The 22,548-nt window shown below is 69.6% G+C and carries 16 protein-coding genes; 10 read left to right on the top strand and 6 right to left on the bottom strand.

The window, feature by feature from the left end; all coding sequences use genetic code 11:
* Window positions 1-3 precede the first annotated feature (3 nt).
* The 3 genes from G328_RS0110195 to G328_RS0110185 all read left to right on the top strand — a co-directional run bounded on the left by G328_RS0110195 (window position 4) and on the right by G328_RS0110185 (window position 1,750).
* Window positions 4-567, top strand: coding sequence for a DivIVA domain-containing protein (locus tag G328_RS0110195; RefSeq protein ID WP_019619254.1), 564 nt, complete (start codon window positions 4-6; stop codon window positions 565-567).
* 103 nt (window positions 568-670) lie between these two features.
* Window positions 671-1,459, top strand: coding sequence for an aggregation-promoting factor C-terminal-like domain-containing protein (locus G328_RS15965; protein ID WP_019619253.1), 789 nt, complete (start codon window positions 671-673; stop codon window positions 1,457-1,459).
* Window positions 1,460-1,465: 6 nt separating this feature from the next.
* A complete protein-coding gene (locus G328_RS0110185; RefSeq protein WP_019619252.1) occupies window positions 1,466-1,750 on the top strand; it encodes a hypothetical protein in 285 nt (94 codons plus the stop codon).
* A gap of 30 nt (window positions 1,751-1,780) precedes the next feature.
* Here G328_RS0110185 and G328_RS0110180 read toward each other — a convergent pair whose 3' ends face one another.
* Together G328_RS0110180 and G328_RS0110175 are read right to left on the bottom strand one after the other, a co-directional pair.
* On the bottom strand, window positions 1,781-2,827 hold the full coding sequence (locus G328_RS0110180; protein ID WP_019619251.1) for an AI-2E family transporter: 1,047 nt from the start codon (window positions 2,825-2,827) through the stop codon (window positions 1,781-1,783).
* 6 nt (window positions 2,828-2,833) lie between these two features.
* Window positions 2,834-4,453: a DivIVA domain-containing protein gene (locus G328_RS0110175; protein WP_019619250.1), complete on the bottom strand. Its 1,620-nt coding sequence runs from the start codon at window positions 4,451-4,453 to the stop codon at window positions 2,834-2,836.
* A gap of 313 nt (window positions 4,454-4,766) precedes the next feature.
* Between G328_RS0110175 and G328_RS16640 the strand changes: the two genes are divergently transcribed.
* Both G328_RS16640 and G328_RS0110165 read left to right on the top strand, forming a co-directional pair.
* Window positions 4,767-7,058, top strand: a complete 2,292-nt coding sequence (locus G328_RS16640; RefSeq protein ID WP_019619249.1) for a DUF8094 domain-containing protein — start codon at window positions 4,767-4,769, stop codon at window positions 7,056-7,058.
* A 10-nt stretch (window positions 7,059-7,068) separates the two neighbouring features.
* Entirely contained in the window at window positions 7,069-8,037 is a 969-nt protein-coding gene (locus G328_RS0110165; RefSeq protein WP_019619248.1) for a tetratricopeptide repeat protein, read from the top strand.
* Between the two features lie 15 nt (window positions 8,038-8,052).
* Here G328_RS0110165 and glgB read toward each other — a convergent pair whose 3' ends face one another.
* The 3 genes from glgB to glgX form a co-directional block, all read right to left on the bottom strand.
* Window positions 8,053-10,236 carry a 1,4-alpha-glucan branching protein GlgB gene (glgB, locus tag G328_RS0110160; protein ID WP_019619247.1) on the bottom strand — a complete coding sequence of 728 codons (2,184 nt, stop codon included), beginning with the start codon at window positions 10,234-10,236 and terminating at the stop codon, window positions 8,053-8,055.
* Window positions 10,237-10,280: 44 nt separating this feature from the next.
* Window positions 10,281-12,233, bottom strand: a complete 1,953-nt coding sequence (locus tag G328_RS0110155; protein WP_019619246.1) for an alpha-1,4-glucan--maltose-1-phosphate maltosyltransferase — start codon at window positions 12,231-12,233, stop codon at window positions 10,281-10,283.
* Between the two features lie 161 nt (window positions 12,234-12,394).
* Window positions 12,395-14,497: a glycogen debranching protein GlgX gene (gene glgX / locus G328_RS0110150; protein WP_019619245.1), complete on the bottom strand. Its 2,103-nt coding sequence runs from the start codon at window positions 14,495-14,497 to the stop codon at window positions 12,395-12,397.
* A gap of 25 nt (window positions 14,498-14,522) precedes the next feature.
* Here glgX and G328_RS0110145 point away from each other — a divergent pair, with 25 nt between their 5' ends.
* Window positions 14,523-15,758, top strand: a complete 1,236-nt coding sequence (locus G328_RS0110145; RefSeq protein WP_019619244.1) for a cysteine desulfurase family protein — start codon at window positions 14,523-14,525, stop codon at window positions 15,756-15,758.
* A gap of 138 nt (window positions 15,759-15,896) precedes the next feature.
* Window positions 15,897-17,180 (top strand): uracil-xanthine permease family protein, encoded by a 1,284-nt coding sequence (locus G328_RS0110140; protein ID WP_019619243.1) that lies wholly within the window; start codon window positions 15,897-15,899, stop codon window positions 17,178-17,180.
* On the opposite strand, the gene G328_RS0110135 is transcribed toward G328_RS0110140, so the two are convergent.
* The gene (locus G328_RS0110135) at window positions 17,181-18,902 is read right to left on the bottom strand and encodes an amidase (protein WP_019619242.1); all 1,722 of its coding nucleotides are present in this window, start codon (window positions 18,900-18,902) and stop codon (window positions 17,181-17,183) included.
* Between the two features lie 106 nt (window positions 18,903-19,008).
* Between G328_RS0110135 and G328_RS0110130 the strand changes: the two genes are divergently transcribed.
* Genes G328_RS0110130 through G328_RS0110120 form a run of 3 tightly spaced genes read left to right on the top strand, consistent with a single transcriptional unit; the run spans window position 19,009 to window position 22,546 of the window.
* The gene (locus tag G328_RS0110130) at window positions 19,009-20,862 is read left to right on the top strand and encodes an ABC transporter ATP-binding protein (RefSeq protein WP_019619241.1); all 1,854 of its coding nucleotides are present in this window, start codon (window positions 19,009-19,011) and stop codon (window positions 20,860-20,862) included.
* 47 nt (window positions 20,863-20,909) lie between these two features.
* Window positions 20,910-22,076: a tRNA 2-thiouridine(34) synthase MnmA gene (gene mnmA / locus G328_RS0110125; protein ID WP_083919618.1), complete on the top strand. Its 1,167-nt coding sequence runs from the start codon at window positions 20,910-20,912 to the stop codon at window positions 22,074-22,076.
* On the top strand, window positions 22,073-22,546 hold the full coding sequence (locus tag G328_RS0110120; protein WP_019619239.1) for an Asp23/Gls24 family envelope stress response protein: 474 nt from the start codon (window positions 22,073-22,075) through the stop codon (window positions 22,544-22,546). Before mnmA ends, G328_RS0110120 begins: the two co-directional genes overlap by 4 nt.
* Window positions 22,547-22,548 lie beyond the last annotated feature (2 nt).

Genomic DNA, 22,548 nt, shown 5'->3' with positions numbered 1-22,548 from the left:
GAGATGAAGACTGAGGCGCCTTTCCCCCGAGCCCCGCGAGGGGAGTACGGTTACGACCCCGAAGAGGTCGACCGTGCTCTGCGCGTCGCCCGCGAGCGATACGAGAATTTCGACAATGGCTCCGAGGGCAAGCGCCTGACGGCCAAGAGCATCCGCCACACGGCGTTCACGATGCGCAAGCGCGGCTACTCGGCGCCGCACGTCGACGCGGCGCTTGAGCGCCTCGAAGACGCGGTTGCCGTGCGCGAGCACGAGGAGCGCATTGCGCACCGCGGCCGCGACGAGTACATGGCCGAGATCAAGGATGCGGCGCGCGCGGTACTGAAGCGGCTCGAGCGGCCGTCGGGGGAGCGGTTCCGCCGCGTCTCCTTGCTGCAGCGCGGCTACTCGGTCGACGAGGTCGAGTCGTTCTGCAACCGCGTCGACGACTTCCTGCGTGGCAAGGCATCGATGACGCTCCGCGAGGCACGTGGCGTCGCGTTCACCTCGAAGCGTCGCGGCTATGAAGAGGGGCAGGTCGACCTGCTCATCGACGCCGTCGTCGACGTCATGCTCGCGATCCGCTAGCACGCAGCCTGCCCCAAACCTGAACGTTCGAGACCTGTCCGTTGTCTCTTCGTAACCAATCCGTTATCGTAGACGGGTGGCAGTTACGAATGGAGAGCAGCAGATGACGGAAATGACGCGTTCGGGGTCGACCCGCGCAGCAGTGCCGTGGGCCGTGCGCTCATCGCGCCGTAACCGCAAGGTGACTTCGGTCGTGGCCGGATGCGCGCTCGCCGCCGTCGCCGCGGTCGGGCTCGCGCAGCCGTTCCTCACCGTGCCGGTCTCGCAGGCCGCCGCCTCGTACCAGCCCTCGCTCGCCGACATCACGCGTGCGAACCCGCAGACGTACGGCTCGGGCGAGTCGGGCGACACTGCGCAGGCGGGCGACGACAAGTCGGGCGATGGCGCCTCGACCGAGCAGTCGCTCGTTTCGGGCCGCAGCGACGTCACCGTTGAACTTGAGCCGGAGCCCGAACCCGAGCCCGAGCCGACCGAAGAGAGCACCACCGAGTCGACCGAGTCGAGCGACGCCTCCTCGACCGACTCATCGTCCGGCGAGTCGTCGGGCGGTTCCTCGTCGTACCCCGACTCGGTCTCGTACGACACCGGCACCGTGAAGGGTGACGCGCAGGCGTACCTCGCGAGCCAGGGCTACTCGGGCAGCGAGTGGGCCTGCTTCGACGCGATCATCACGCAGGAGTCGGGCTGGAACCCGAGCGCGACGAACGCCTCGTCGGGCGCCTACGGCCTGCCCCAGGCGCTGCCCGGTAGCAAGATGGCCTCGGCCGGTGCCGACTGGCAGACCAACCCCGTCACGCAGGTGAAGTGGGCGCTCGGCTACATGGTCGGCCGCTACGGCTCGCCGTGCGGCGCGTACGACTTCAAGTTCACGCAGGGCAACGGCTGGTACTAAGCCGCCATGGGGCGACGCAAGTCCCGGCGCGACCGGGAGTTCGTCCCGCTCGACATTGAGCGCATCCGCGGCGGTATGCGGCGCACCGAGGTGCGCCGCGGTCGCGAGTACACCGTGCAGTCGGTGAGCGCCGAGCGGGCGCTGAAAGAGTACGTGTGCCCCGGCTGCAGCCTCACCGTGCCCGTCGGGCAGGCGCACGTCGTCGTGTTCCGCGCCGACAACATCATGGGCGACGACGCGGCGATTGCCGATCGACGGCACTGGCACAGCCACTGCTGGCGCATCGCGTAGCCCGCGCGCCCATCCGCTGGCAGGGAGCGGCTAGCGCTCGTTCTGTCGTGGAATGACGACCTCTTGCATGATGATCATGAGGCTCGCGGCGACGGGGATTGCGACGAGCGCGCCGAGCAGGCCGAGCAGCGTGCCGCCGGTGAGGGCGGCGATGACGACGACGGCGCCGGGGACCGAGACCGCGCGCGACATGACGCGTGGCGTGAGCACGTACGCCTCGACCTGCATGTAGACGAGGTAGTAGATACCGGCGATCCACCACACGGGGGAGCCCGGCTCAAGCAGAATGAGCTGCGCGAGCACGATGATGACCGACGCTGAGATCGTTCCCACCATCGGGATCATCGAGCCGATGAAGGCGAGCACCGCGAACACCATCGGCATCGCCGCGCCGACGATCGTCATGAACGTGAACGTGAGCACGCCGTTGATGAGCGCGAGGGTGAGCATGCCGAGCACGTATGCGCCGACCGAGCCCGTGATGCGCTCCGAGAGCTCGGCGACGCGTCCGCGGCTCGACGCCGGCGTGAGCTGGTAGAAGGCGCGCTTGATGCTCGGCAGGCTCGCGACGAAGTAAATGGTGAGAATCGTCACCATCATCGTGGCGAACAGGCCGTTCACGATGCCGACGCCCACCTGCAGCACGCCACCCGTGATCGCGCCGATGTTGCCCTGCAGCCACGACGCGGCCTGGGCAACCATCGCCTGCACGTCGAGCGCGGGGAACGTCGCGGTGAGCCACTCGACGACGTTCGAGTTCACGATGTCGCCGATGATCGCGCCGTAGCGGGCGCCGATCTCGTTCGCCTGCGCGATGACTGACGGCACGATCGCCCAGACGACGAGGCCAGCGACGACGATCACGCCAAGCACCGCGGCGAGCACGGCCGCCCAGCGGGGCCAGCGGCGACGCTCAAGCCAGCTGATCGCGGGGTCGAAGCCGAGCGCGAGAAACAGCGCCGTCGCGATGTAGGTGAGCACCGTCGACAGCGACTGCACCATCCCGCCGAGCGTCAGGGCGAGGAGGGCTCCGAGGGTTGCGAGAAACCCGATCCGGAACGGATTCTCGATGCGCATGGGTGCCTAGCCGTTCTTGGGCCCCGGCTTGGCGGCCGCGGGCTTGGATGCGTTGGGCTTGGCCTCGTCGGCCTTCGCTGCAGGCTTCTGCTCAGCCTCGTTCGCGCCACCCTTCTTGCCCGACATGAGGGGCATGCGCGAGAAGAGCTCCTGCATCTGCTCGAGGTAGGCCTCGATCTGGTCGCGCTCGTCACGCACCGCGATGAGGCGCTGCTCGGCGGCCTGCTCTTCGGCGAGGGTGCGGGCCTCGAGCTCACGGGCGCGCTCACGGGCCTGCTTGTTCGCGTTCTCGAGCAGGTTGGCTGCCTGGCGCTCGGCGGCTTGCACGGTCTCCTGCGCGCGCTTGCGCGCATCCGCCATGATCTTGCCTGCCTCGCGGCGCACCTGCTCGCTGCGCTGGTTGAGGTCGGCGAGCTGCTCGGTCGCCTCGTCGATCATGCGCTTCGCGGCCGCCTCGGCGTTGCGGCCGGCGACGACGAGCTGCTGCTCGAACTCGTTGCGCTTCGTCGTGAGCTCGACCTCCTGTGAACTGCGCGCCTCGGCGAGCTCACGAAGCGTCGTCTCGCGCAGCTCCGAGAGCTCCGATGTCACGCGCACGCGCTCGGCCTCGAGCTCGCGGCGCTGCTGGCCGGCGAGCTCGGATGCGGTCGCCTCCGCCTCAGCCTGCGACTGCTGGAGCGTGCGGTTGTGGTTCGCCAGCGCGGTCGCGAGCTCGCGCTCGTGCGCCGACTTCGTCGCCTCGATTGAGTCGGCGAGCTCGGCGCGCTGACGGGCGACCTCGGCGGCGAGCGATTCGCGCTCGGCCGTGGTCTCGCGCACGAACTTCGCGCGGGCCTCCGCGAGCTCGGTCTCTTGCGTCGACTTCTCGTCGGCGAGCTCCTGCTCGAGCGCACCGCGGCGCTCGACGAGCTCGCGCTCGAACTTCTCGCGGCGCTCCTCGAGATCGCGCTCGGCCGCGACGCGCCAGTTCTCGAACGCGCGCTGCTGCTCCGTGAACTTCGCAAGCGCCTCGGCAAGCTCGGTCTCCTGCTGCTGGCGCTTGCGTGCGAGCTCCGCCGACACCTCGGCACGGTTCGCCTCGATCTCGCGGTCAGTGGCGTGGCGGCGCTCGCGCAGCTCGCTCGTCACCTGGTCTTTCACCGAGTCGATCTCGCGCTCCTGGTTCACGCGCGTGAGCTCCGCCTCCTGCTTCGCGTTTTCGACGAGCTGGTCGGCCGACGACTGCGCCTCCTGCGCGACGCGCTGCGCCGACTGGTCGGCCTCGCGCGTCACTCGCTCGGCGTAGTCGTTCGCGTCTTCGTGGATGCGCGCGGCGTTCTTGCGCGCATCCGACAGGATCTTCTCGGACTCGCGCTGCGCATCCGACACGATGCGCATCGCCTGCTCTTCGGCCGTCGAGAGCGTGCCCGCGAGCTTCGACCCGAGCCCCGCGTAGCTCGGGGCCTCGGCCTCACGCAGGTCGCTTTCGAGCCGCTTCGCGCGGGCCTCGAGCTCCTGCGTGCGCTGCTGTGCCCGCTCGTAGGCCGCCTGCGCCTGCTTGAGCTGCTGCTGGAGGTCGTTCAGGGCCTGGTCCACCTCTTCCCGCTGGTAGCCGCGCATCGCAGTGGTGAAGTTGAACGAATCCACGTGCCTGATCCTCCAGGGGTTGGTCGGTGCGCGAGGCAAACTCGCGGCGGGCGGGTGTCAGGGAAAGTGTAGAGCCGCGCCCATGGGAGCGCGCAGCATTCGTGCGTCTGCATCGATGCACTACCCCGGAGTGCAGGATTCTCTGGTCACAATAAGGTCACAAATTGGTGAATGCACTAGGCTGGTGGCTTGCCCGTTTGCGGGTTCCTGCTAGATCGCGCGTCGCGCGCGGCTGGTAGTCGAGTGCCGCATACCCTGCAGTAAGGGACTGGGCACCGACCTTTTCCTATCCCAAGACCCGAGGAGATTCTTCGTGCGCTTCATTCTCGCGGCCGTCGCCTTCGTGGCGAGCGTCGTCGCGCTTGTCTTCGGAGGGATCCAGTTCGTCGCCGCCTCACAGGCGAGCACCGTGACGGCCGACGGCACCTCAGACAGTGGCGCCCCGGTCATGGTGATCAACGACGACGTGCTCTCGTCGCGCGCCGGCCTGCAGGACATCCTCATCACCGGCGAGGGCGAGATCAACGTCGTCATTGGTCGCACGAATGACGTCATGGCCTGGGTTGGCGACGCGAAGCACGACATGGTGACCCTCGACGAGGATGCCAATCACTCGCGCGAGCACATCGGCCTGACCTTCACCGAGTCGGGGAGCGAAGACACGGTGCCGAGCCCGATCGGCAACGACCTCTGGTACGAGGAGCACGAGGGCGAGGGCGAGGTGCGGCTCAGCACGACCGTCGCGCCCGGCTACTCGATCCTCATAACCTCCGACGGCGAGAGCCCCGCACCCTCGACTGTCTCGGTGACCTGGCCGCTCGGCGGGTATGCGCCGCTGTCGGGCCCGCTGCTCGTAATCGGCGGTGTGCTCTTCGTGCTCTTCCTCGCGCTGCTGTGGTGGGCGATCGCGCACCGCCGCCGCATGAAGCGTCGCGCCGCCTCCGCCGCGCGCAAGCGTCGTGTCGCCGGGACTCCCGCCGAGGCTGCCGAGCACGAGTCGCTCGAGTGGACGCCCGTGCCCTGGGACGGCGACGCAGAGGCGGCCGCCGAAGAACGAGCTGCCGAGGCTGCCGCTGGCACGCCCGCCGCGGTTGACGAGGATGCGCCCATTGACTTCCCTGCGGATGAGCCTGGGGTTGAAGAGCCGCGTATCGACGAACCCGTCGCCGAAGAGTCGGTCGTTGAGGAGCCGGTCATCGAAGCGCCTGTTGTCGAGGAGCCGGCCGTTGACGAGCCTGTTGTCGAAGAGCCGGTCGCCACGGAGCCCGCGGTCGAGGAATCGGTCTTCGCGGAGCCTGCTGCCGAGGAGCCGGTAACTGCAGAGCCGGTCGTCGAAGAACCGGTTGTCGAGGAGCCGGTTGTCGAGGAGCCCGTCGTCGAGGAACCCGCAGCCGAGGAGCCTGCCGTGGAAGAACCCACAGCTGAAGAGCCCGCAGTCGAGGAGCCCGCGCCCGAACCCGAGCAGCCCGCCGCCGCCCCGGCCGACGATGACTCGATGTGGAAGCGCCCTCGCGGCCGCAACCGCTCGAAGGCGCCGAAGCGCTCATTCTTCGTCGCGTCGACCGCGATGGTCGTGGGTCTCACGCTCGCGGGCTGCGCGCCGCAGTACTGGCCGGCCGAGTGGACCGACGTCGATCTGCAGCCGACCGGCACCGCGACGTCGACCGTCGACGCGGCAATTCTCGACGAGGGCGCGAACCCGCCCGCCCTCAACCTCGAGCAGATCCAGTCGGTGATCACCGAGGCTGGTGAACTCGCGGTCGAGGCAGACAAAGCGCACGACTCGTCGATTCTCGAGCCCCGCTTCGAGGGCGACGCCCTCGCCGAACGCATCGCGCTCTACCGCGGCCAAAAGGCCGACGGTGAGCTGCCCGCGCCCGCCGCGTTCCCGACCGGCGACATCGTCTACGCGCTGCCCGAGTCGACCGACGAGTTCCCGCGCACGATCTTTGCCGTCGTGAACGCGAGCCCCGATTCGCCCGACGCGCCCTTCGGCGTCATGCTCGTGCAAGACACCGCGCGCGACAACTTCAAGGTGTCGTCGCTCGTGCAGCTCGCATCGAACGTGACCCTGCCCGAAGCCGCGCCCACGAACGTCGGTGCCGCGAGCATCCGTGACCTGCCGGGCGACCTAGTGATCGCCCCGGGCGACCTCGCGAATGCCTACGCAGACGTCATCGCACAGGGCGACGCGTCGCCGCACGCCGACCTCTTCTCGACCGACAACGACTCGCTGCGCGCCGAGGTGAACCAGGCGTACCGCGACGAGCAGACCGAGGCACTCGACCCCGAGGTGACGAACGTCGACTTCGCCTACGCGGGGAGCGACTCGTCGCCGCTCGGCATGGTCGCGCTCGACGACGGGGCGATCATCGCGGTGTCGATCACTGAGACCGAGACGGTGAGCGCGGCCAACGACCGCGCCCGCATCACGGTGTCGGGCGCCACGGCCGCCCTGTCGGGTATCGAGACGACCGAGTACGGTTTTGAGCGCACCTACACCGACCAGCTACTGTTCTACGTGCCTTCGGCCGAGACCGGTGGTCAGGTGCAGTTCCTTGGAGTTTCGCAGGCGCTCACGAGCGCGAGCGAGCTCAGCGAGTAGGAGGATTTGAGTGACTGATGCAAGCACGGGGCCCCGTCGGCCCGAGCCCGAAATTTCGCTGCACGGTGCCGTCGACCTGAGCGGTCACGGCCAGGCGCCCGGCCAGCAGCAGACGCCGCAGGCCGCGGCGGGGCAGCCCGGTGGTGGCGGACAGCCGCTCGCGTCGCTCGCCGACCCCGTGGTGAACGGTGGTCAGGCTGAGCTCGAGCAGTTCGCCGCGATGTCGCGCTCGATGCCCGTGCTCGTCGAGATGCACTCGGCCACTTCGCCCGACTCGCAGGCGCTCTCGCCCGTGCTCGCCGAGATCGTGCGCGCGGCCGGCGGTCGCCTCGTGCTGCTGCGCATCGACCTCGACTCGCAGCCGGGACTCGGCGACCAGGCGCAGGTGATCGCCCTGCTCGGCGGTCGCCCGGCACCCCTGTTCGCCGGCAACCCGCCGCGCGACCAGATCGAGCAGGTGCTCTCAGAGGTGCTCGCGGTCGCCGCGCAGCAGGGCCTCACCGGGTTCGTGCAGATCACGGGCGACGCCCCCGAGGCCGACGAGGAGCCGGCCGAGGCGCCGCTCCCGCCCCTCCACCAGGAGGCACGCGACGCGCTCGAGCGCGGCGACGTGGAGGCCGCAAAGTCGGCGTACGAGCGTGCCATTGCAGAGTCGCCCGCCGACGACCTCGCGAAGGTCGGGCTCGCGCAGGTGAGCCTCCTCGCGCGCCTGCAGGGCAAGACCCTCGAGCAGATCCGCACCGCCGCCGCCGAGAACCCGAGCGACATCGACGCGCAGCTCGACGTCGCCGACCTCGACCTCTCGGGCGGGCACGTCGACGACGCGTTCAACCGCCTCCTCGCGATGTTCCCGAAGGTTGATGCCGACGGCAAGTCGCGCATCCGTGAGCGCCTCGTCGAGCTCTTCGACGTCGTCGGCGCCGACGAGCCGCGCGTCGCGCGCGCTCGTCAGCAGCTGACGAACCTGTTGTTCGCTTAGTTCCGTGGCGACCGCCTAGTCGCGCAGCAGGAATACCGCGCCGAGCGGCGGGATGCGCAGGCTCGCCGACTGCGCGAACCCGTTCGCGGGTTCGCGGTCGAGCACGACCTCGGCGTTCGTCACGCCCCCGCCGCCGAACGCGACGTCGTCGGAGTTCAGCGCCTCGCGCCACGTGCCCTCGGGCAGGCCGACGCGGTAGCCCTCGAGCGGCTCGTTCGAGAAGTTGTGGATGCACGCGATGACCGCGCCCGAGCGGTCGCGACGCAGGTACGCGAGCAGTGAGTGCTCGGCGTCGCCGCCGTTGATCCACTGCAGGCCGTTCGGGTCGTTGTCGAGCTCCCAGAGCGCCGGCACGTCGCGGTAGAGCTGGTTGAGTTCGGAGATGTAGCGCTGGATGCCCGAGAAGGTCGGGTTGTCGAGCAGCCACCAGTCGAGGCCGCGTGACTCGTTCCACTCGCTCGGCTGCCCGAACTCCTGCCCCATGAACAGCAGGGGTTTGCCGGGGTGGCTCCACTGGTACGAGTAGAACGCGCGGAGGTTCGCGGCTTTCTGCCAGTCGTCACCGGGCATCTTCGAGAACATCGCGCCCTTGCCGTGCACGACCTCGTCGTGCGAAATCGGCAGCACGTACTGCTCGCTCCACGCGTAGACGAACGAGAAGGTGAGGTCGCCGTGGTGCCACTTGCGGTACACGGGGTCTTTCTCGAAGTACCGCAGGTTGTCGTTCATCCAGCCCATGTTCCACTTCAGGCCGAAGCCAAGTCCACCCTGGTCGGTGGGCTTCGTGACGCCGGGGAAGCTCGTCGACTCCTCGGCGACCATGACGATGCCGGGGGAGCGCTTGTACGCGGTCGCGTTGACCTCCTTGAGGAAGTCGATCGCCTCGTAGTATTCGCGGCCGCCGTCGCTGTTCGGCAGCCACTCGTCGCGCGAGTAGTCGCGGTAGATCATCGAGGCGACGGCATCGACGCGCAGGCCGTCGATGTGGAACTCCTCGAGCCAGAACAGCGCGTTCGCGACGAGGAAGTTGCGCACCTGCGAGTTGCCGTAGTCGAACACGTGCGTGCCCCAGTCCTGCTGGTCGCCGAGGCGGGGGTCGGGGTGCTCGTAGACGGGCTGCCCGTCGAACTTCGCGAGCCCGAACGCATCCTTCGGGAAGTGCCCGGGTACCCAGTCCATGAGCACGCCGTAGCCGGCCTGGTGCAGGCGGTCGATGAGGTACCGCAGGTCGTCGGGCGTGCCGAGCCGCGAAGTGGGAGCGTAGTAGCCCGTCACCTGGTAGCCCCAGGATCCGCCGAACGGGTGCTCGGCGAGCGGCATGAACTCGACGTGCGTGAACCCGAGTTCGTCGAGGTAGTCGATGAGCTCGTCGGCGAGCGTGCGGTAGGTGAGCCCCTCGCGCCACGACATAGCGTGCAGCTCGTAGACGCTCATGGGGGAGTTGTGCGGGTCGCGCTCGGCCCGCTCGCGCATCCACTCGTCGTCGCCCCACTCGTGCTGCGGTGCGTTCGTGATGATCGAGGCGGTGTGCGGCGGCTGCTCGGCGTGCCGGGCGAGCGGGTCGGCCTTGTCGATCCATTCGCCGTGCTCGGTGAGAATCTGAAACTTGTAGGCGTGCCCGGCCGTGACGTCGGGAATGAACAGCTCCCACACGCCCTGGTCGTTGAGCTTGCGCATCGCGTGCCGCGCGCCGTCCCAGTCGTTGAACGACCCGACGAGCCGAATCGCCTGCGCGTGCGGCGCCCACACCGAGAACGAGGTGCCGCGCACGCCGTCAATTTCGCGCACGTGTGCGCCGAAGGCGTTCCAGAGCTCTTCGTGGCGGCCCTCGCCGAACAGAAAGAGGTCGAGGTCGCCGAGCGTGGGCAAGAACCTGTACGGGTCGTCGGCAATGTCGGTTGCGCCACCCGCGTAGGTTGCCTCGATGCGGTACGCCTGCAGGCCGTGCTCGTGCACGGCCGCCCAAATCCCGTGGGCGACGTGCGTGAGGTCGACCCGCTCGCCGTCGTCGAGCACGACCGTCACTGACTCCGCGAGCGGGCGGCGCGCGCGCACACACACCTCGCCGTCGTCGAGCGGGTGCTGCCCGAGTACGCCGTGCGGCCCCGAGTGGCGGCCCTCGGCGAGCGCGAGCAGCTCAGCGTCGGGAATCTCCGGGCCAAGCTCGGGGAGGTCGGGGTCAACTGTGGGAGTGCTCATGAGATGTGCCAATCGACGGTGGTGGGCGGGGCGGATGCGCGCGGCTACGACTGCAGGTGCAGCACGTGCGCCTGGCCGGGCGCGAGCCGCACGTAGTTCGACGAGCGCCAGGTCCAGCGTTGGCCGCTCAGCAGATCGACGACGCCAAACGCGCTCGCGGCGGGCAGGCCGAGCTTCTCGAGGTCGAGGTGCACGTTCGCGATGTTCGTGTTCGTCGTGTCGAGGTTGACCACGACGATGATCGTGTCGTCGGCACCGGTCGGCGAGTGCGCGGCCTCGAGGTGCTTCGAGAACGTGAGGATCTGGTCGTAGTCGGCATCGTGCAGCTCGAGGTTGCGCAGCTGCGCGAGGGCGGGATGCGCGTGGCGAATCTCGTTGAGGCGCGTGATGAGTGGCGCGAGCGACGTGCCGTCGGCCTCGTGCGCCTCCCAGTCGCGCTCCTTGTACTCGTACTTTTCGTTGTCGAGGTTCTCTTCGGAGCCAGGGCGCGCCTCGTTTTCGACGAGTTCGTAGCCGGCGTACACGCCCCAGTTCGGGCTCGCGGTGGCCGCGATCACGGCCCGCGCTTCGTATGCCGGGCGGCCGCCGTGCTGCAGGTACTCGGTAAGGATGTCTGGGGTGTTCACGAACAGGTTCGGCCGCATGAAGTGGCTCGTGTCGTGCGAGATCGAGGTGAGGAACTCCTCGAGCTCCTCACGCGTGTTGCGCCACGTGAAATACGAGTACGACTGCTGGAACCCGGCCTTCGCGAGCGACTGCATGACGGCGGGCCGCGTGAACGCCTCGGCGAGGAAGATCACCTCGGGGTGGCGCGCGTTCACCTCGTGAATGAGCCACTCCCAGAACTGCAGCGGCTTCGTGTGCGGGTTGTCGACGCGGAAGATGTGCACGCCGAGGCCGATCCAGTACTCGACGATGTCGAGCACCTCGCGGTAGAGGCCGTCGCGGTCGTTGTCGAAGTTGATCGGGTAGATGTCCTGATACTTCTTCGGTGGGTTCTCGGCGTAGGCGATCGTGCCGTCGGCGAGCGTCGTGAACCACTCGGGATGCGCCTTGACCCACGGGTGGTCGGGCGTCGCCTGCAGCGCGAGGTCGAGTGCGACCTCGAGCCCGAGCTCGCCGGCGCGCGCCACGAACGCCTCGAAGTCAGCGACCGTGCCGAGGTCGGGGTGAATCTCGCGGTGCCCGCCCTCGGGCGCGCCGATTGCCCACGGCGAGCCGGGGTCGTTCGGGCCCGCGTTCAGCGTGTTGTTGGGCCCCTTGCGGTTCGTCGTGCCGATCGGGTGAATCGGGGGGAGGTAGACGACGTCGAAGCCCATCTTCGCGACGCCATAGAGGCGGGCGGCAGCGGTGCGGAACGTGCCCGACTGCCAGCTGCCGTCGGGGTTGCGGCGCGCGCCCTCGGAACGGGGGAACAGTTCGTACCAGGCGCCGAAGCCGGCGCGTTCCCGCTCGACGCGGATCTCGCGCTCATCCGACTCCGTGACGAGCGAGCGCACGGGATGCGCGTCGATGATCGCGAGCACCGCATCCGCCACCGCCGCCTCGAGACGCGCGGCGGCCGGGCGCGACGTCTCGCGGGCAGCGATCGCGGCGCCGAGCAGCGTGTCGCGCTCGGCGGCCGAGAGTGCGGGGTCGGCCGCCGCGCGGTCAAGCACGCGCGCGCCCTCTTCGAGCATGAGGTCGACATCGATGCCGGCCGGTACCTTGATCTCGGCATTGTGGTGCCAGGTCGCGTAGTCGTCGCCGAACGCCTCGACGTGCCAGCGCCACGTGCCGACGCTCGTGAGCTGCGCCGTCGCGACCCACTCGTCGAGGCCGGGGCGACCCTCGTGCATCCGAACCCGGTGCGTTTCGCCCTCGGGGCTCACGAGCACGAGCTCGGTGCCGATGCGGTCGTGGCCCTCGCGGAACGCGACCGCCTGGAACGGCACCACCTCGCCCGCCGAGGCGCGCGTCGGGAACCGGTTGTCATCGAGCTGCGGGTGCAGCTGCATGATCGGGATCCTCCCGTAGCGGGGCGTGTAGCCGCCGGGGAAGTCGTGGGAGTCGTGCGCGTTGCTGCCAGCTGTCGTTGCCACGATTCTGACGCTAGCAACCCTGGTCGAAGCTTGTCTGTACCCGGTCGATTGCAATCAGGACTCGCCGAGCGTGCGGGCTAAACGCCGGTGATCGCCTCGAACACCCGCATCGAGGGCCCCGCGACGCGAAGCCGCGAGCCCGGGGCGAGCACGCGCATTGCGTCGGAGTCGATCTCGGCGACGTGATCGGCGCTCGAATCCCAGAGCAGCCGGTAACCGGTGACGCGCGCGAAATCCGGCAGCCGGAACGGCGCCGGGTCTTCAACGCCGTTGATCATGACGAGCACGCGGTCGCGCCCGTCGTCCTGAAGCTTCGTCGACGCGATGTACTGCAGCGACCGCAGTGACGGCGTGTGCCACTGCCAGTCATGCATCGGCTCGCCGAGCGGGTCGAACCAGTCGAGCCGGGCCGCGTGCTCGGTCGTGTGGTTCGTGTGGTTGAAGCGGCGCGGTCGCAGGGCCGGATGCGCGCGTCGCAGCGACGTGAGGCGGCGCACGTGGCGAATGAGCGCCTCCTGCGCGTTCGTGAGATCCCAGTCGACCCACCCGAACTCCGCGTTGTCTTGGTTGTACGGGTTGTTATTGCCGTGCTGCGTGCGCCCGAACTCGTCGCCCGCGACGAGCATCGGCACCCCCGCCGACGTGAGCAGTGTGCCGAGCAGGTTGCGCATCGCGAGGTGGCGGCTGCGCTCGACGAGCGGATCCTCACTCTCGCCCTCGCGGCCGAAGTTGAACGAGCGGTTGTCGTTCGTGCCGTCGCGGCCGAGCTCCCCGTTGAGCAGGTTGTGCTTGACGTTGTAGCTCACGAGATCGCGCAGCGTGAAGCCGTCGTGCGCGGTCACGAAGTTCACCGAGGCGAGCGGGCCGCGGGCGTCGTTGAAGCGGTCGGACGACCCCGCGATCGCGGTCGAGAGTTCGCCGAGGCCCTGTCGGTGCTGCCCGGTGATGCGCGCCTGCGCGAAGCTGTGCACCCAGAAGCTGCGCACGCGGTCGCGGTACTCGTCGTTCCACTCGCCCCAGCTGAACTCCTCGTCGCCCGGGAAATTGCCGGTCTGCCAGCCGCCCGTGCCGACATCCCACGGCTCGGCGATGAGCTTCGTTTCGCGCAGCACGGGGTCAGCCGTGATCGCCCGCAACAGCGGATGCTCGCCGCTGAACGACTGGTCGTCGCCCCGCCCGAGGGTCACCGCGAGGTCAAAGCGGAACCCGTCGACCCCAAACTCGGTCGCCCAGTACCGCAGCGAGTCGAGCACGAGGCGCTGCGCGGCGGGGAGGTTCGTGTCGACCGAGTTGCCGCAGCCCGTCACGTCGAGCAGCTCATCGCCGCCGAGGTGACGGTAATAGCTCGCGCGGTCGATGCCTGCGAACAGCACGGGCTCGCCCGTGTCGCCCTCGTCAGCGGTGTGGTTGTAGACCACGTCGAGCAGCACCTCGATGCCCGCCTCGTGCAGCGCATCCACCATGTCGCGGAACTCGCGGGCGACCGCCTCGGGCCCTGCGGCGCGAGCCGCCGCGGTCGCGTAGTCGGCGTGCGGGGCGAAGAACCCGAGTGTGTTGTAGCCCCAGTAGTTCGTTGTACCGGCGCGGCGCAGGTGTCCCTCGCTCGCGAAGGCCTGCACGGGCAGGAGCTCGACGGCGGTGATGCCGAGGCGGCGCAGGTGGGCGATGATGTTCGGATGCGCGAGGCCGGCGTACGTGCCCCGCACCTCCTCGGGTAAAAACTCGGCGCGCTTCGTGAAGCCCTTCACGTGGAGCTCGTAAATGATCGAGTCGTGATTCGGGGTCGCGGGCTTCTCGGTGCGCGGGGCGTCGTCGGGTGCGACGACGACGCCGACCCAGCGCGCGTCGCCCGGGTCGCCGAGCTGCTCGACGTGGCGCGCGTACGGGTCGAGCACGTACCGGTCGGGATCGAAGCGGTGCACCCCGCCGCTCGGGCCCGCGACCGAGAGCGCGTAGCGCTGCCCGGGCACGAGCCGGTCGGTCGACACCTGCCAGACGTCGCCGTCGCGCTGCATCGGCAGCTGCGCCTGCACCGCCCCCATGGCATCGACGAGCACGAGGTGCATGGCGGTCGCGTGGTGCGACCAGACGCGGAGGGTCGCGGGCGCGGCCTCCGACGCGGTCGTGCCGTCGTCGTGGCCGGGCGTGATGCCGAATTGCGGGAGGTCGTACGCCTGCATAGGGGCCCGATTTTACAATCGATGCATGCCGATCTATCTCGATCACGCCGCGACCACGCCGATTCGCCCCGAGGCGAGGGACGCGTGGCTCCGCGAACACGCGCGCGTCGGGAATCCGGCATCGATTCACGCGCACGGTCAGGTCGCCCGGGCCGCGCTCGAATCGGCGCGCGAGCGCCTCGCCCGGAACCTCGGCGCGCAGGCGATCGAGGTCGTGCTGACCTCCGGCGGCACCGAGTCGATCAACCTCGCCATCAAGGGATTTTGGTGGGCCCGCAACCCGCACCCGGCCGCGCCGGCCCGGCCGCGCATCCTCACCACCCGCGCCGAACACCACGCGACCCTCGACGCGGTCGAGTGGCTCGTCGCGCACCAGGGCGCCGAGGTGGAGTTCGTGCCCGTCGACGAGCTCGGCCGCATCGACCCCGGGGCCCTTGAGCGGATGCTCGCCGACGACGCCGAGCGCATCGCCGTCATTTCGCTCCTCCACGCGAACAACGAGGTCGGCACCCTGCAGCCGGTCGCCGAGGTCGGGGCACTCGGGCGCCGCTACGGCGTCCCGGTGCACGTCGACGCCGTCGCGTCGCTCGGCCACGTCGACGTCGACCTGCGCGGCTGGGGCGTGCAAGCGGTGAGCGTGTCGGCGCACAAGGTCGGCGGGCCCGTCGGGGTCGGCGCGCTCGCGGTGTCGCGGGATGCGCAGCTCGAGGCGCTCGTGCATGGCGGCGGTCAGCAGCGCGGGTTGCGCAGCGGTACGCAGGATGTCGCGGGCGCGGCGGCGTTTGCGGCGGCGCTCGAGGCGGCGTGCGCGCCCGACGAACGCGCCCGGCTCGCCGCGCTTCGCGACGAACTCATCGCGGAGGTGCGCAACGCGATTCCCGAGGCGCGCCTGCGCGGCGCCGATCCGCAGGACGAGCCGGACGGCCGCCTCGCGAACAACGCGCACTTCACCTTCCCGGGCGCGCAGGGCGACTCGCTGCTGTTCCTCCTCGACATGGCGCAACTGTCGGCCTCGACCGGCTCGGCGTGCCAGGCAGGCATCCCCGAGCCGAGCCATGTGCTGCTCGCGATGGGCGACGACGAGGCGACCGCCCGCGGGGCGCTGCGCTTCACCCTCGGCTGGGACACGACGCGCGACGACGTCGCTGCCCTCGTCGCGGCGCTCCCCGAGGCCTACGCCACCGCCCGCCGCGCCGGCCTCTCAAACCGTGCCCGCGCATCCGCCGCCGCCCCCACATCCACACCTCCTCACACCAGTTGAGTGGTCTCAAGTTGCTGTTCTGAGCGCTCAGAACAGCAACTTGAGACCACTCAACGGGAGAGTTGCGGGCAGAATTGTTGGGGCACTCTGTCAGGGGACAGCGCCGGAAAGACAGAACTCAAGAAGACAGGGGAGCGGATGTTCGGGTGGAAACTGCACGGGAACGGTCGAACGGTGCGGCCGGGTGCGGTCGTCGCCCCCGACGAGCGCCTGTCGTGGCCGGTGACGATCGGCATCGGCGCGCAGCACGTCATCGCGATGTTCGGCGCGACGTTCCTCGTGCCGCTCCTCACAGGATTCCCGCCGTCGACGACGCTGCTGTTTTCGGGCATCGGCACGCTGCTGTTCCTCGTGATCACACAGAACCGCGTGCCGAGCTACCTCGGGTCGAGCTTCGCGTTCATCGCGCCGATCATGGCGGCGACGGGCGCGCACAACATGGGCGTCGCGCTCGGCGGCGTGCTGCTCACGGGCATCCTGCTCGCCCTCATCGGGCTGCTCGTGCAGTTCGTCGGCACGCGCTGGATCACCGCGCTCATGCCGCCCGTCGTCATGGGCTCGATCGTCGCGCTCATCGGGTTTAACCTCGCGCCGACGGCCTACGAGAACTTCCAGCAGTCGACGCTCACCGCGGTCGTCACCCTGTTCGCGGTCGTGCTCTGCACGGCGCTGTTCCGCGGCATCCTCGGGCGGGTTTCGGTGCTGCTCGGCGTCGTCGTCGGCTACGTGTTCGCCGTCGTACGCGGCGAGGTCGACTTCGAGCGCGTCGCCGACGCCGACTGGTTGGGCCTGCCGCAGTTTCATGGCCCCGAGTTCGACCTCTCGGTGCTGCCGATGTTCCTCCCAGTGATTCTCGTGCTCATCGCCGAGAACGTCGGCCACGTCACCTCGGTCGGGCAGATGACGGGGCGCGACCTCAACCCGATGGTGGGGCGCACGCTCGCCTCCGACGGCATCGCCACCGCGATCTCGGCGACGTTCGGCGGCTCGCCCACGACGACGTACGGCGAGAACATCGGCGTGATGAGCGCCACGCGCGTCTACTCGACGGCGGCGTACTGGGTCGCGGGCATCGCGGCGGTGCTGCTCGCGATGAGCCCGAAGGTGGGCGAGCTCATCTTCTCGATTCCCGCGGGGGTGCTCGGCGGCGTCACGTTCGTGCTCTACGGCCTCATCGGCATCGTCGGTATTCGCATGTGGGTGGATGCGCGGGTCGACTTCGCGAAGCCGAAGAACCAGATGACGGCGGGCGTCGCGCTCGTCGTCGGCATCGCGAACGTCACGTGGGACTTCGACGGCGTCATCTTCAACGGCATCGCGCTCGGCACGATCGCGGCGCTCGTGATCTTCCACCTCATGCACCACCTCGGCAAGCTCACCGGCACCGACCCGGGCGAGGACACGGCCCGGGCGGCCCACTAACTACGCGAGCGGCGGCGTACGTCCAGGCACCGTTCGGCGGGGCCGGAGCGATTCGAACGCGGCGCCGAGGCGCAGCAGCGCGCTGTCGTCGTAGGCTGCGCCCGCGAACGTGAGGCCGACGGGCATCCCGATGTCGGCCATCGCGCCCATCGGTACCGTCACGGTCGGGATCCCGAGGTGGCGCGGCACGAGGTTGCCGTTGGCGACCCACACGCCGTTGCGCCAGCCGAGGTCGGCCGAGGCCGGGTTCACGTCCATGTCGGCGGGCGCGACGTCGGCGACCGCGGGGAACACGACGGCGTCGAGCCCGAGGTCACGGAGCCACTCCTCGAAGTCGACCCGCCGGGTCTCCTCGAGCCCCCGCACGCCCTCGGCGATCGTCGGAATCTCGGCAAGATCGGGCACCCCGTGCTCGCGCGCGAACCAGACGTAGCGGCGAATGTCGAAGTCGAGTTCGCCGTAGCGGTCGGGCAGCGCGCCGGCGGGGTGCGGGAAGATCAGGTCTTCCTCGGCGTCGGCGAGGCGCCGCAAATGCGGGTCGCCGTTCGCGTCGAGGAAGTCGTGCCACGACCACAGCGACAGCTCGAGAATCTCGTGGTCGAGATACCCGTCGGGAAGGATGCCCCGGGTCGCGATCGTCGGCGCGCCCGGCCGGTCGCCCTCGTAGTTCGAGACGACGGGGAAGTCGACCTCGACGACCTCGGCGCCGGCGGCCTCGAGATCGGCGCGGGCGGCGCGCCAGAGGTCGAGCACAGAGTCGCGGGTGTGGATGCGCGTGCCGGTCGGCCCGCCGAAGCGCGGCTGGTCGCCGGTGCCAGCCGCCTCGTCAGCGTTGATGTACATGCGCGGCACGCCGAAGCGCTTGCCCTGCAACGACGCCGACTCGGCGAGCGCCGGGTACGACTCGGGCCGCACCTCGCTCGCCTTCGGGATCTCGACCCACGGCTGCACGCGCCAGAAGTCGCCGCGCGCCGTCGCGTCGTCGGCGACGACGACGTCGAGCACCTCGAGCAGGTCGGCCATCGAGCGCGTGTGTGGCACCGCGACGTCCATCGTCGGCACGAGCGGCCAGTTGCCGCGCATTGAGATGACGCCGCGCGAGGGCGTGTACGCGCACAGGGCGTTGTTCGAGGCCGGCGCGCGGCCCGACGACCACGACTCCTCGGCGAGGCCGAACGCCGCGAACGACGCGGCCGTCGCGGTGCCGGAGCCGTTCGACGAGCCCGACCCGAAGGCCGAGGTGAGCCAGGCGGCGTCGTAGGGGCTCTCGGCGCGGCCGTACTCGCCACGCTGCATGCCCCCGTTCGCCATCGGTGGCATGTTCGTGAGCCCGATGAGCACGGCGCCGCCGGCGCGCAGGCGCTCGATTGTGAAGGCGTCGCGCTGGGCGACGAGGTCGCGGAACGCGGGGGAGCCCGCCGCGACCGTCAGGCCGCGCGCCATGTAGCTGTCTTTCGCGGTGTAGGGGATGCCGTCGAGCGGGCCGAGCGTCTCGCCGCGCTCGCGGCGGGCGTCGGATGCGCGGGCCTCGGCGAGCGCGTCGGGGTTGCGCACGATGACCGAGTTGAGGCGGGTCTCGGTGTCGGGGCAGTCGTACGCGTCGATGCGCGCGAGGTACGCCGTGACGAGGTCGACCGCCGTCGTGCGGCGCTCCTCGAGGGCGGCGCGGAGTTCGGCGATACTTGCCTCGACGACGTCGAAATTGGTTCCGGTCTCGGTCACGGCGCGGCCTCCTGAATGTCTCTGGTCTTCGCTGACTCGACTCGGCTAGCTTAATCGATTAAGTCCGCATGGGGAACCCGACACCGGCGCCCCGTAGGCTGTCGACATGACGATGATGGGGGCGGGCGGTCGTGGCGGCGGCGCCCGAGGCATGGCCGACGACTCGGTGCTGCGCGCGCAGATCGACGCCGCGCCCGAGGTGCCGCATCTCTGGCGGCGCATCGGCGGCCTGTTCGTGCCGTACCGACCGCAGCTCATTACCGCGATCGTGCTCGTGCTCATCACCGCGGCGCTCGGCGTCGCCCCGGCCCTGCTCACCCAGCAAGCGTTCGACAAGGGCCTGTTCCCGGTCGATGGTGGCGGACCGAACCTCGTCGCCCTGTGGTGGATCATCGGAGCGATGGTCGCGGTGCTGTTCCTCAACGCCGGCATCACCGTGTGGCAGACGTGGCTCACCGCGAAGGTCGGCAACTCGGTCACGGCCGATCTGCGGGTGCGGCTGTTCAACCGCCTGCAGCAGATGGAGCTCGCGTTCTTCGCAAAAACCAAGACCGGCGAGGTGCAGTCTCGCCTGCAGAACGACGTCGGTGGCGTCGCGAACGTGCTGCAGAACACGTTCACCTCGATCGTCGGCAACATCGTGACGACGATCGCCTCGGTCACGGCGATGTTCGTGCTGAGCTGGCAGCTGGCGATTCTCTCGCTCGTGCTGCTGCCCCCGCTCATCCTGCTGCAGCGCCGCGTCGGCCAACGCCGCGCCCGCATTGCGACGAAGACGCAGCAGTCGCTCGCGAACATGACGGCGATGACGCAAGAGCAGCTCTCAGTTTCGGGCGTGCTGCTCACGAAAACGCTCGGGCGCGAGGCGGCGGCGACCACCGAGTACGAGGAGGCGAACCGGTACCAGGTGCGGCTGCAGCTCGCGCAGGCGATGGCCGGGCAGCGATTCTTCGCGTTCGTCAGCGTCGTGATGGCGCTCATCCCCGTCGCGATCTACGTCGTCACCGGCTACCTCATCACGGGCGGCGCCGCGATCACGGCCGGCACGATCGTCGCGTTCACGAGCGTGAACGGGCAGCTGCGGCGGCCGCTGCTCGGCCTCATGCGAACGGGCCTCGACATTCAAACCTCGAAGGCGCTGTTCGCGCGCATCTTCGAGTACCTCGAGCTTCGCCCCGCGATCGTCGACCCCGCCGAGCCCGAACCGCTCGACGAGGCGCGCGTCGGCGAGGTCGAGTTCCGCGACGTCGTGTTCCGGTACCCCGACCAGCGCGCCGAGGAGCCGGCGACCCTGCGCGGCGTTTCGTTCCACGCCCGGCCGGGCGAGTTTGTCGCGTTCGTCGGGGCGTCGGGCGCGGGCAAATCGACCATCGCGTACCTCGCGGCGCGGCTCTACGACGCGACGGATGGGGTGGTCGCGTTCGCGGGCACCGACGTGAAGGCGCTCCGCCGCGCCGACATCGTCGCGAACGTCGGCATGGTGAGCCAGGAGTCCTACCTCGTGCACGCGACGATCGCCGAGAACCTCCGCCTCGCGAAACCCGACGCGACGCTCGAGGAGCTCGAGACCGCGTGCCGTAAGGCGAGCATCCACGAGCAGATCGCGTCGTTCCCCGACGCGTACGACACTGTCGTCGGCGAGCGCGGGTATCGGCTCTCGGGTGGTGAGAAGCAGCGCATCGCGATCGCGCGGGTGCTGCTGAAAGACCCGGCCGTGCTCGTGCTCGACGAGGCGACGAGCGCCCTCGACGCCGTGAGCGAGCGACACGTGCAGGCCGCGATCGACGAGGCCGCGCGCGGGCGCACCGTCATCTCGATCGCCCACCGGCTCTCGACGATTCGCGACGCAGACGTCATTCACGTGCTCGACCGCGGCGAGATCGTCGAACGCGGCAGCCACGACGAACTGCTCGCCGGCGGCGGCGCGTACGCGCGGCTCTACGCCGAGTCGGGAGAGTAGCGGCGCGCCTCGCCGTTCCCGCCCGCGGCTCGTAGACTGGTCGGGTTATGAAGGTACTTGCAGCAATGAGCGGTGGCGTCGACTCGTCGGTCGCCGCAGCGCGCGCCGTTGAGGCGGGGCACGAGGTCGTCGGCGTGCACCTCGCGCTTTCACGCGCGGGCGGCACGCTGCGGCAGGGCTCGCGCGGCTGCTGCACGATCGAAGACGCGATGGATGCGCGCCGCGTCGCCGACGCGCTCGGCATTCCCTTCTATGTCTGGGACTTCTCGGAGCGGTTCAAGCTCGACGTCGTCGACGACTTCATCGCCGAGTACGCGCAGGGCCGCACGCCGAACCCGTGCCTGCGCTGCAACGAGAAGATCAAGTTCGCGGCGCTGCTCGACAAGGCGCTCGACCTCGGCTTCGACGCCGTCGTCACGGGCCACTACGCTGAGGTCGTCGACCGCGAAGACGGCGAGCGAGAGCTGCACCGTTCGAGCGAAGAGGCGAAAGACCAGTCGTACGTGCTCGGCGTGCTCACGGCCGACCAGCTCGCCCACTGCTGGTTCCCGCTCGGGGCGACGCCCTCGAAGGAGCTCATCCGCGCCGAGGCACGCGAGCGAGGCTTCGTCACCGCGAACAAGCCCGACAGCTACGACATCTGCTTCATTCCCGACGGCGACACGCGCGCCTGGCTCGGCGAGCACATCCCGCTTCGCCCCGGCGCGATTGTCGACCGCGACGGCGAGGTGCTCGGCGAGCACCGCGGCGCGAGCTCGTACACGGTCGGCCAGCGCAAGGGCCTCAACCTTTCGCGCCCCGCCGACGATGGCCGGCCGCGCTTCGTGCTCGGCACCGACCCCGAGACGAATACCGTCACCGTCGGGCCGAAGGAGGCACTCGCGATCGGTGAGATCGCGGGGCAGCGGTTCAGCTGGGCGGGCGCCCGGCCCGACGAGCTCGAGTTCCGCTGCGACGTGCAGATTCGCGCGCACGCCGACCCGCAGCCCGGCACGTGCCGCATCCGCACGGCCGACCGCGCGACGCGGCCCGACGCGACCGAGCCCGGCATCGAGATTTCGGTGCGGGTCGACGAGCCACTCATCGGCGTCGCGACCGGCCAGTCGGCCGTCATCTACGTCGGCACGCGGGTGATGGGCCAGTTCACGATCGACATCGCGACGTCGCAGCTTGACCTGCGCGAGCTCGCGCTTGCGGCGGGAGGAGCCCGATGAGCCCCGTGGCACCGCCACTCAAGGATGGTCAGGCGCTCGACAAGCTCTCGGCCCTCGCCGAGCGCTGGGCGCGCAGCTACCGCGAGGTCGACGACGAGACGAAGCTCCGTGCCGACTACGACGCACGGTTCCGCCGCGATGCCGAACAGCTCGCCGCGCAGTGCACCGCGCCCGCGCGCGAGTTCAGCGTGCGTGACTGGATTCTCGCGGTACTGCTCTGGCTCATCATCGCGGGCGTCGTGCTGCTCGGGTCGATGCTGCTCATGCCCCCGCCGACCGCCGGTTGGTTCTGGGGCTACGCCGGCGTCGCGGTCGTGATCTTCGGGCTCGGCCTCGGGCTCGTGTACCGCGACACAACGAGCGAGCCGCGCGCCGAGAAGCGGCTGCGCGAGAAGACCGAATGGCTCCTCGGAGCCTCCCTGCGCGCCGCCGAATCGGTGGTGCGAGAACGCCGCGCCAAGAGGAGCTAGCC

Source organism: [Zimmermannella] faecalis ATCC 13722 (assembly GCF_000381765.1).
Lineage (GTDB): Bacteria > Actinomycetota > Actinomycetes > Actinomycetales > Microbacteriaceae > Gulosibacter > Gulosibacter faecalis.
Note: the sequence above shows the minus strand (reverse complement) of the source record. Positions and strands in the feature narration are given on the sequence as shown.

Coding starts and splice junctions, on each gene's coding strand:
- G328_RS0110120 (WP_019619239.1), top strand. CDS start 22,073: ATGAGCCCCGTGGCACCGCCACTCAAGGATGGTCAGGCGCTCGACAAG.
- glgX (WP_019619245.1), bottom strand. CDS start 14,497: ATGCAGGCGTACGACCTCCCGCAATTCGGCATCACGCCCGGCCACGAC.
- G328_RS0110180 (WP_019619251.1), bottom strand. CDS start 2,827: ATGCGCATCGAGAATCCGTTCCGGATCGGGTTTCTCGCAACCCTCGGA.
- G328_RS0110185 (WP_019619252.1), top strand. CDS start 1,466: ATGGGGCGACGCAAGTCCCGGCGCGACCGGGAGTTCGTCCCGCTCGAC.
- G328_RS0110145 (WP_019619244.1), top strand. CDS start 14,523: ATGCCGATCTATCTCGATCACGCCGCGACCACGCCGATTCGCCCCGAG.
- glgB (WP_019619247.1), bottom strand. CDS start 10,236: ATGAGCACTCCCACAGTTGACCCCGACCTCCCCGAGCTTGGCCCGGAG.
- G328_RS0110140 (WP_019619243.1), top strand. CDS start 15,897: ATGTTCGGGTGGAAACTGCACGGGAACGGTCGAACGGTGCGGCCGGGT.
- G328_RS0110155 (WP_019619246.1), bottom strand. CDS start 12,233: ATGCAGCTGCACCCGCAGCTCGATGACAACCGGTTCCCGACGCGCGCC.
- G328_RS15965 (WP_019619253.1), top strand. CDS start 671: ATGACGGAAATGACGCGTTCGGGGTCGACCCGCGCAGCAGTGCCGTGG.
- G328_RS0110130 (WP_019619241.1), top strand. CDS start 19,009: ATGACGATGATGGGGGCGGGCGGTCGTGGCGGCGGCGCCCGAGGCATG.
- G328_RS0110195 (WP_019619254.1), top strand. CDS start 4: ATGAAGACTGAGGCGCCTTTCCCCCGAGCCCCGCGAGGGGAGTACGGT.
- mnmA (WP_083919618.1), top strand. CDS start 20,910: ATGAAGGTACTTGCAGCAATGAGCGGTGGCGTCGACTCGTCGGTCGCC.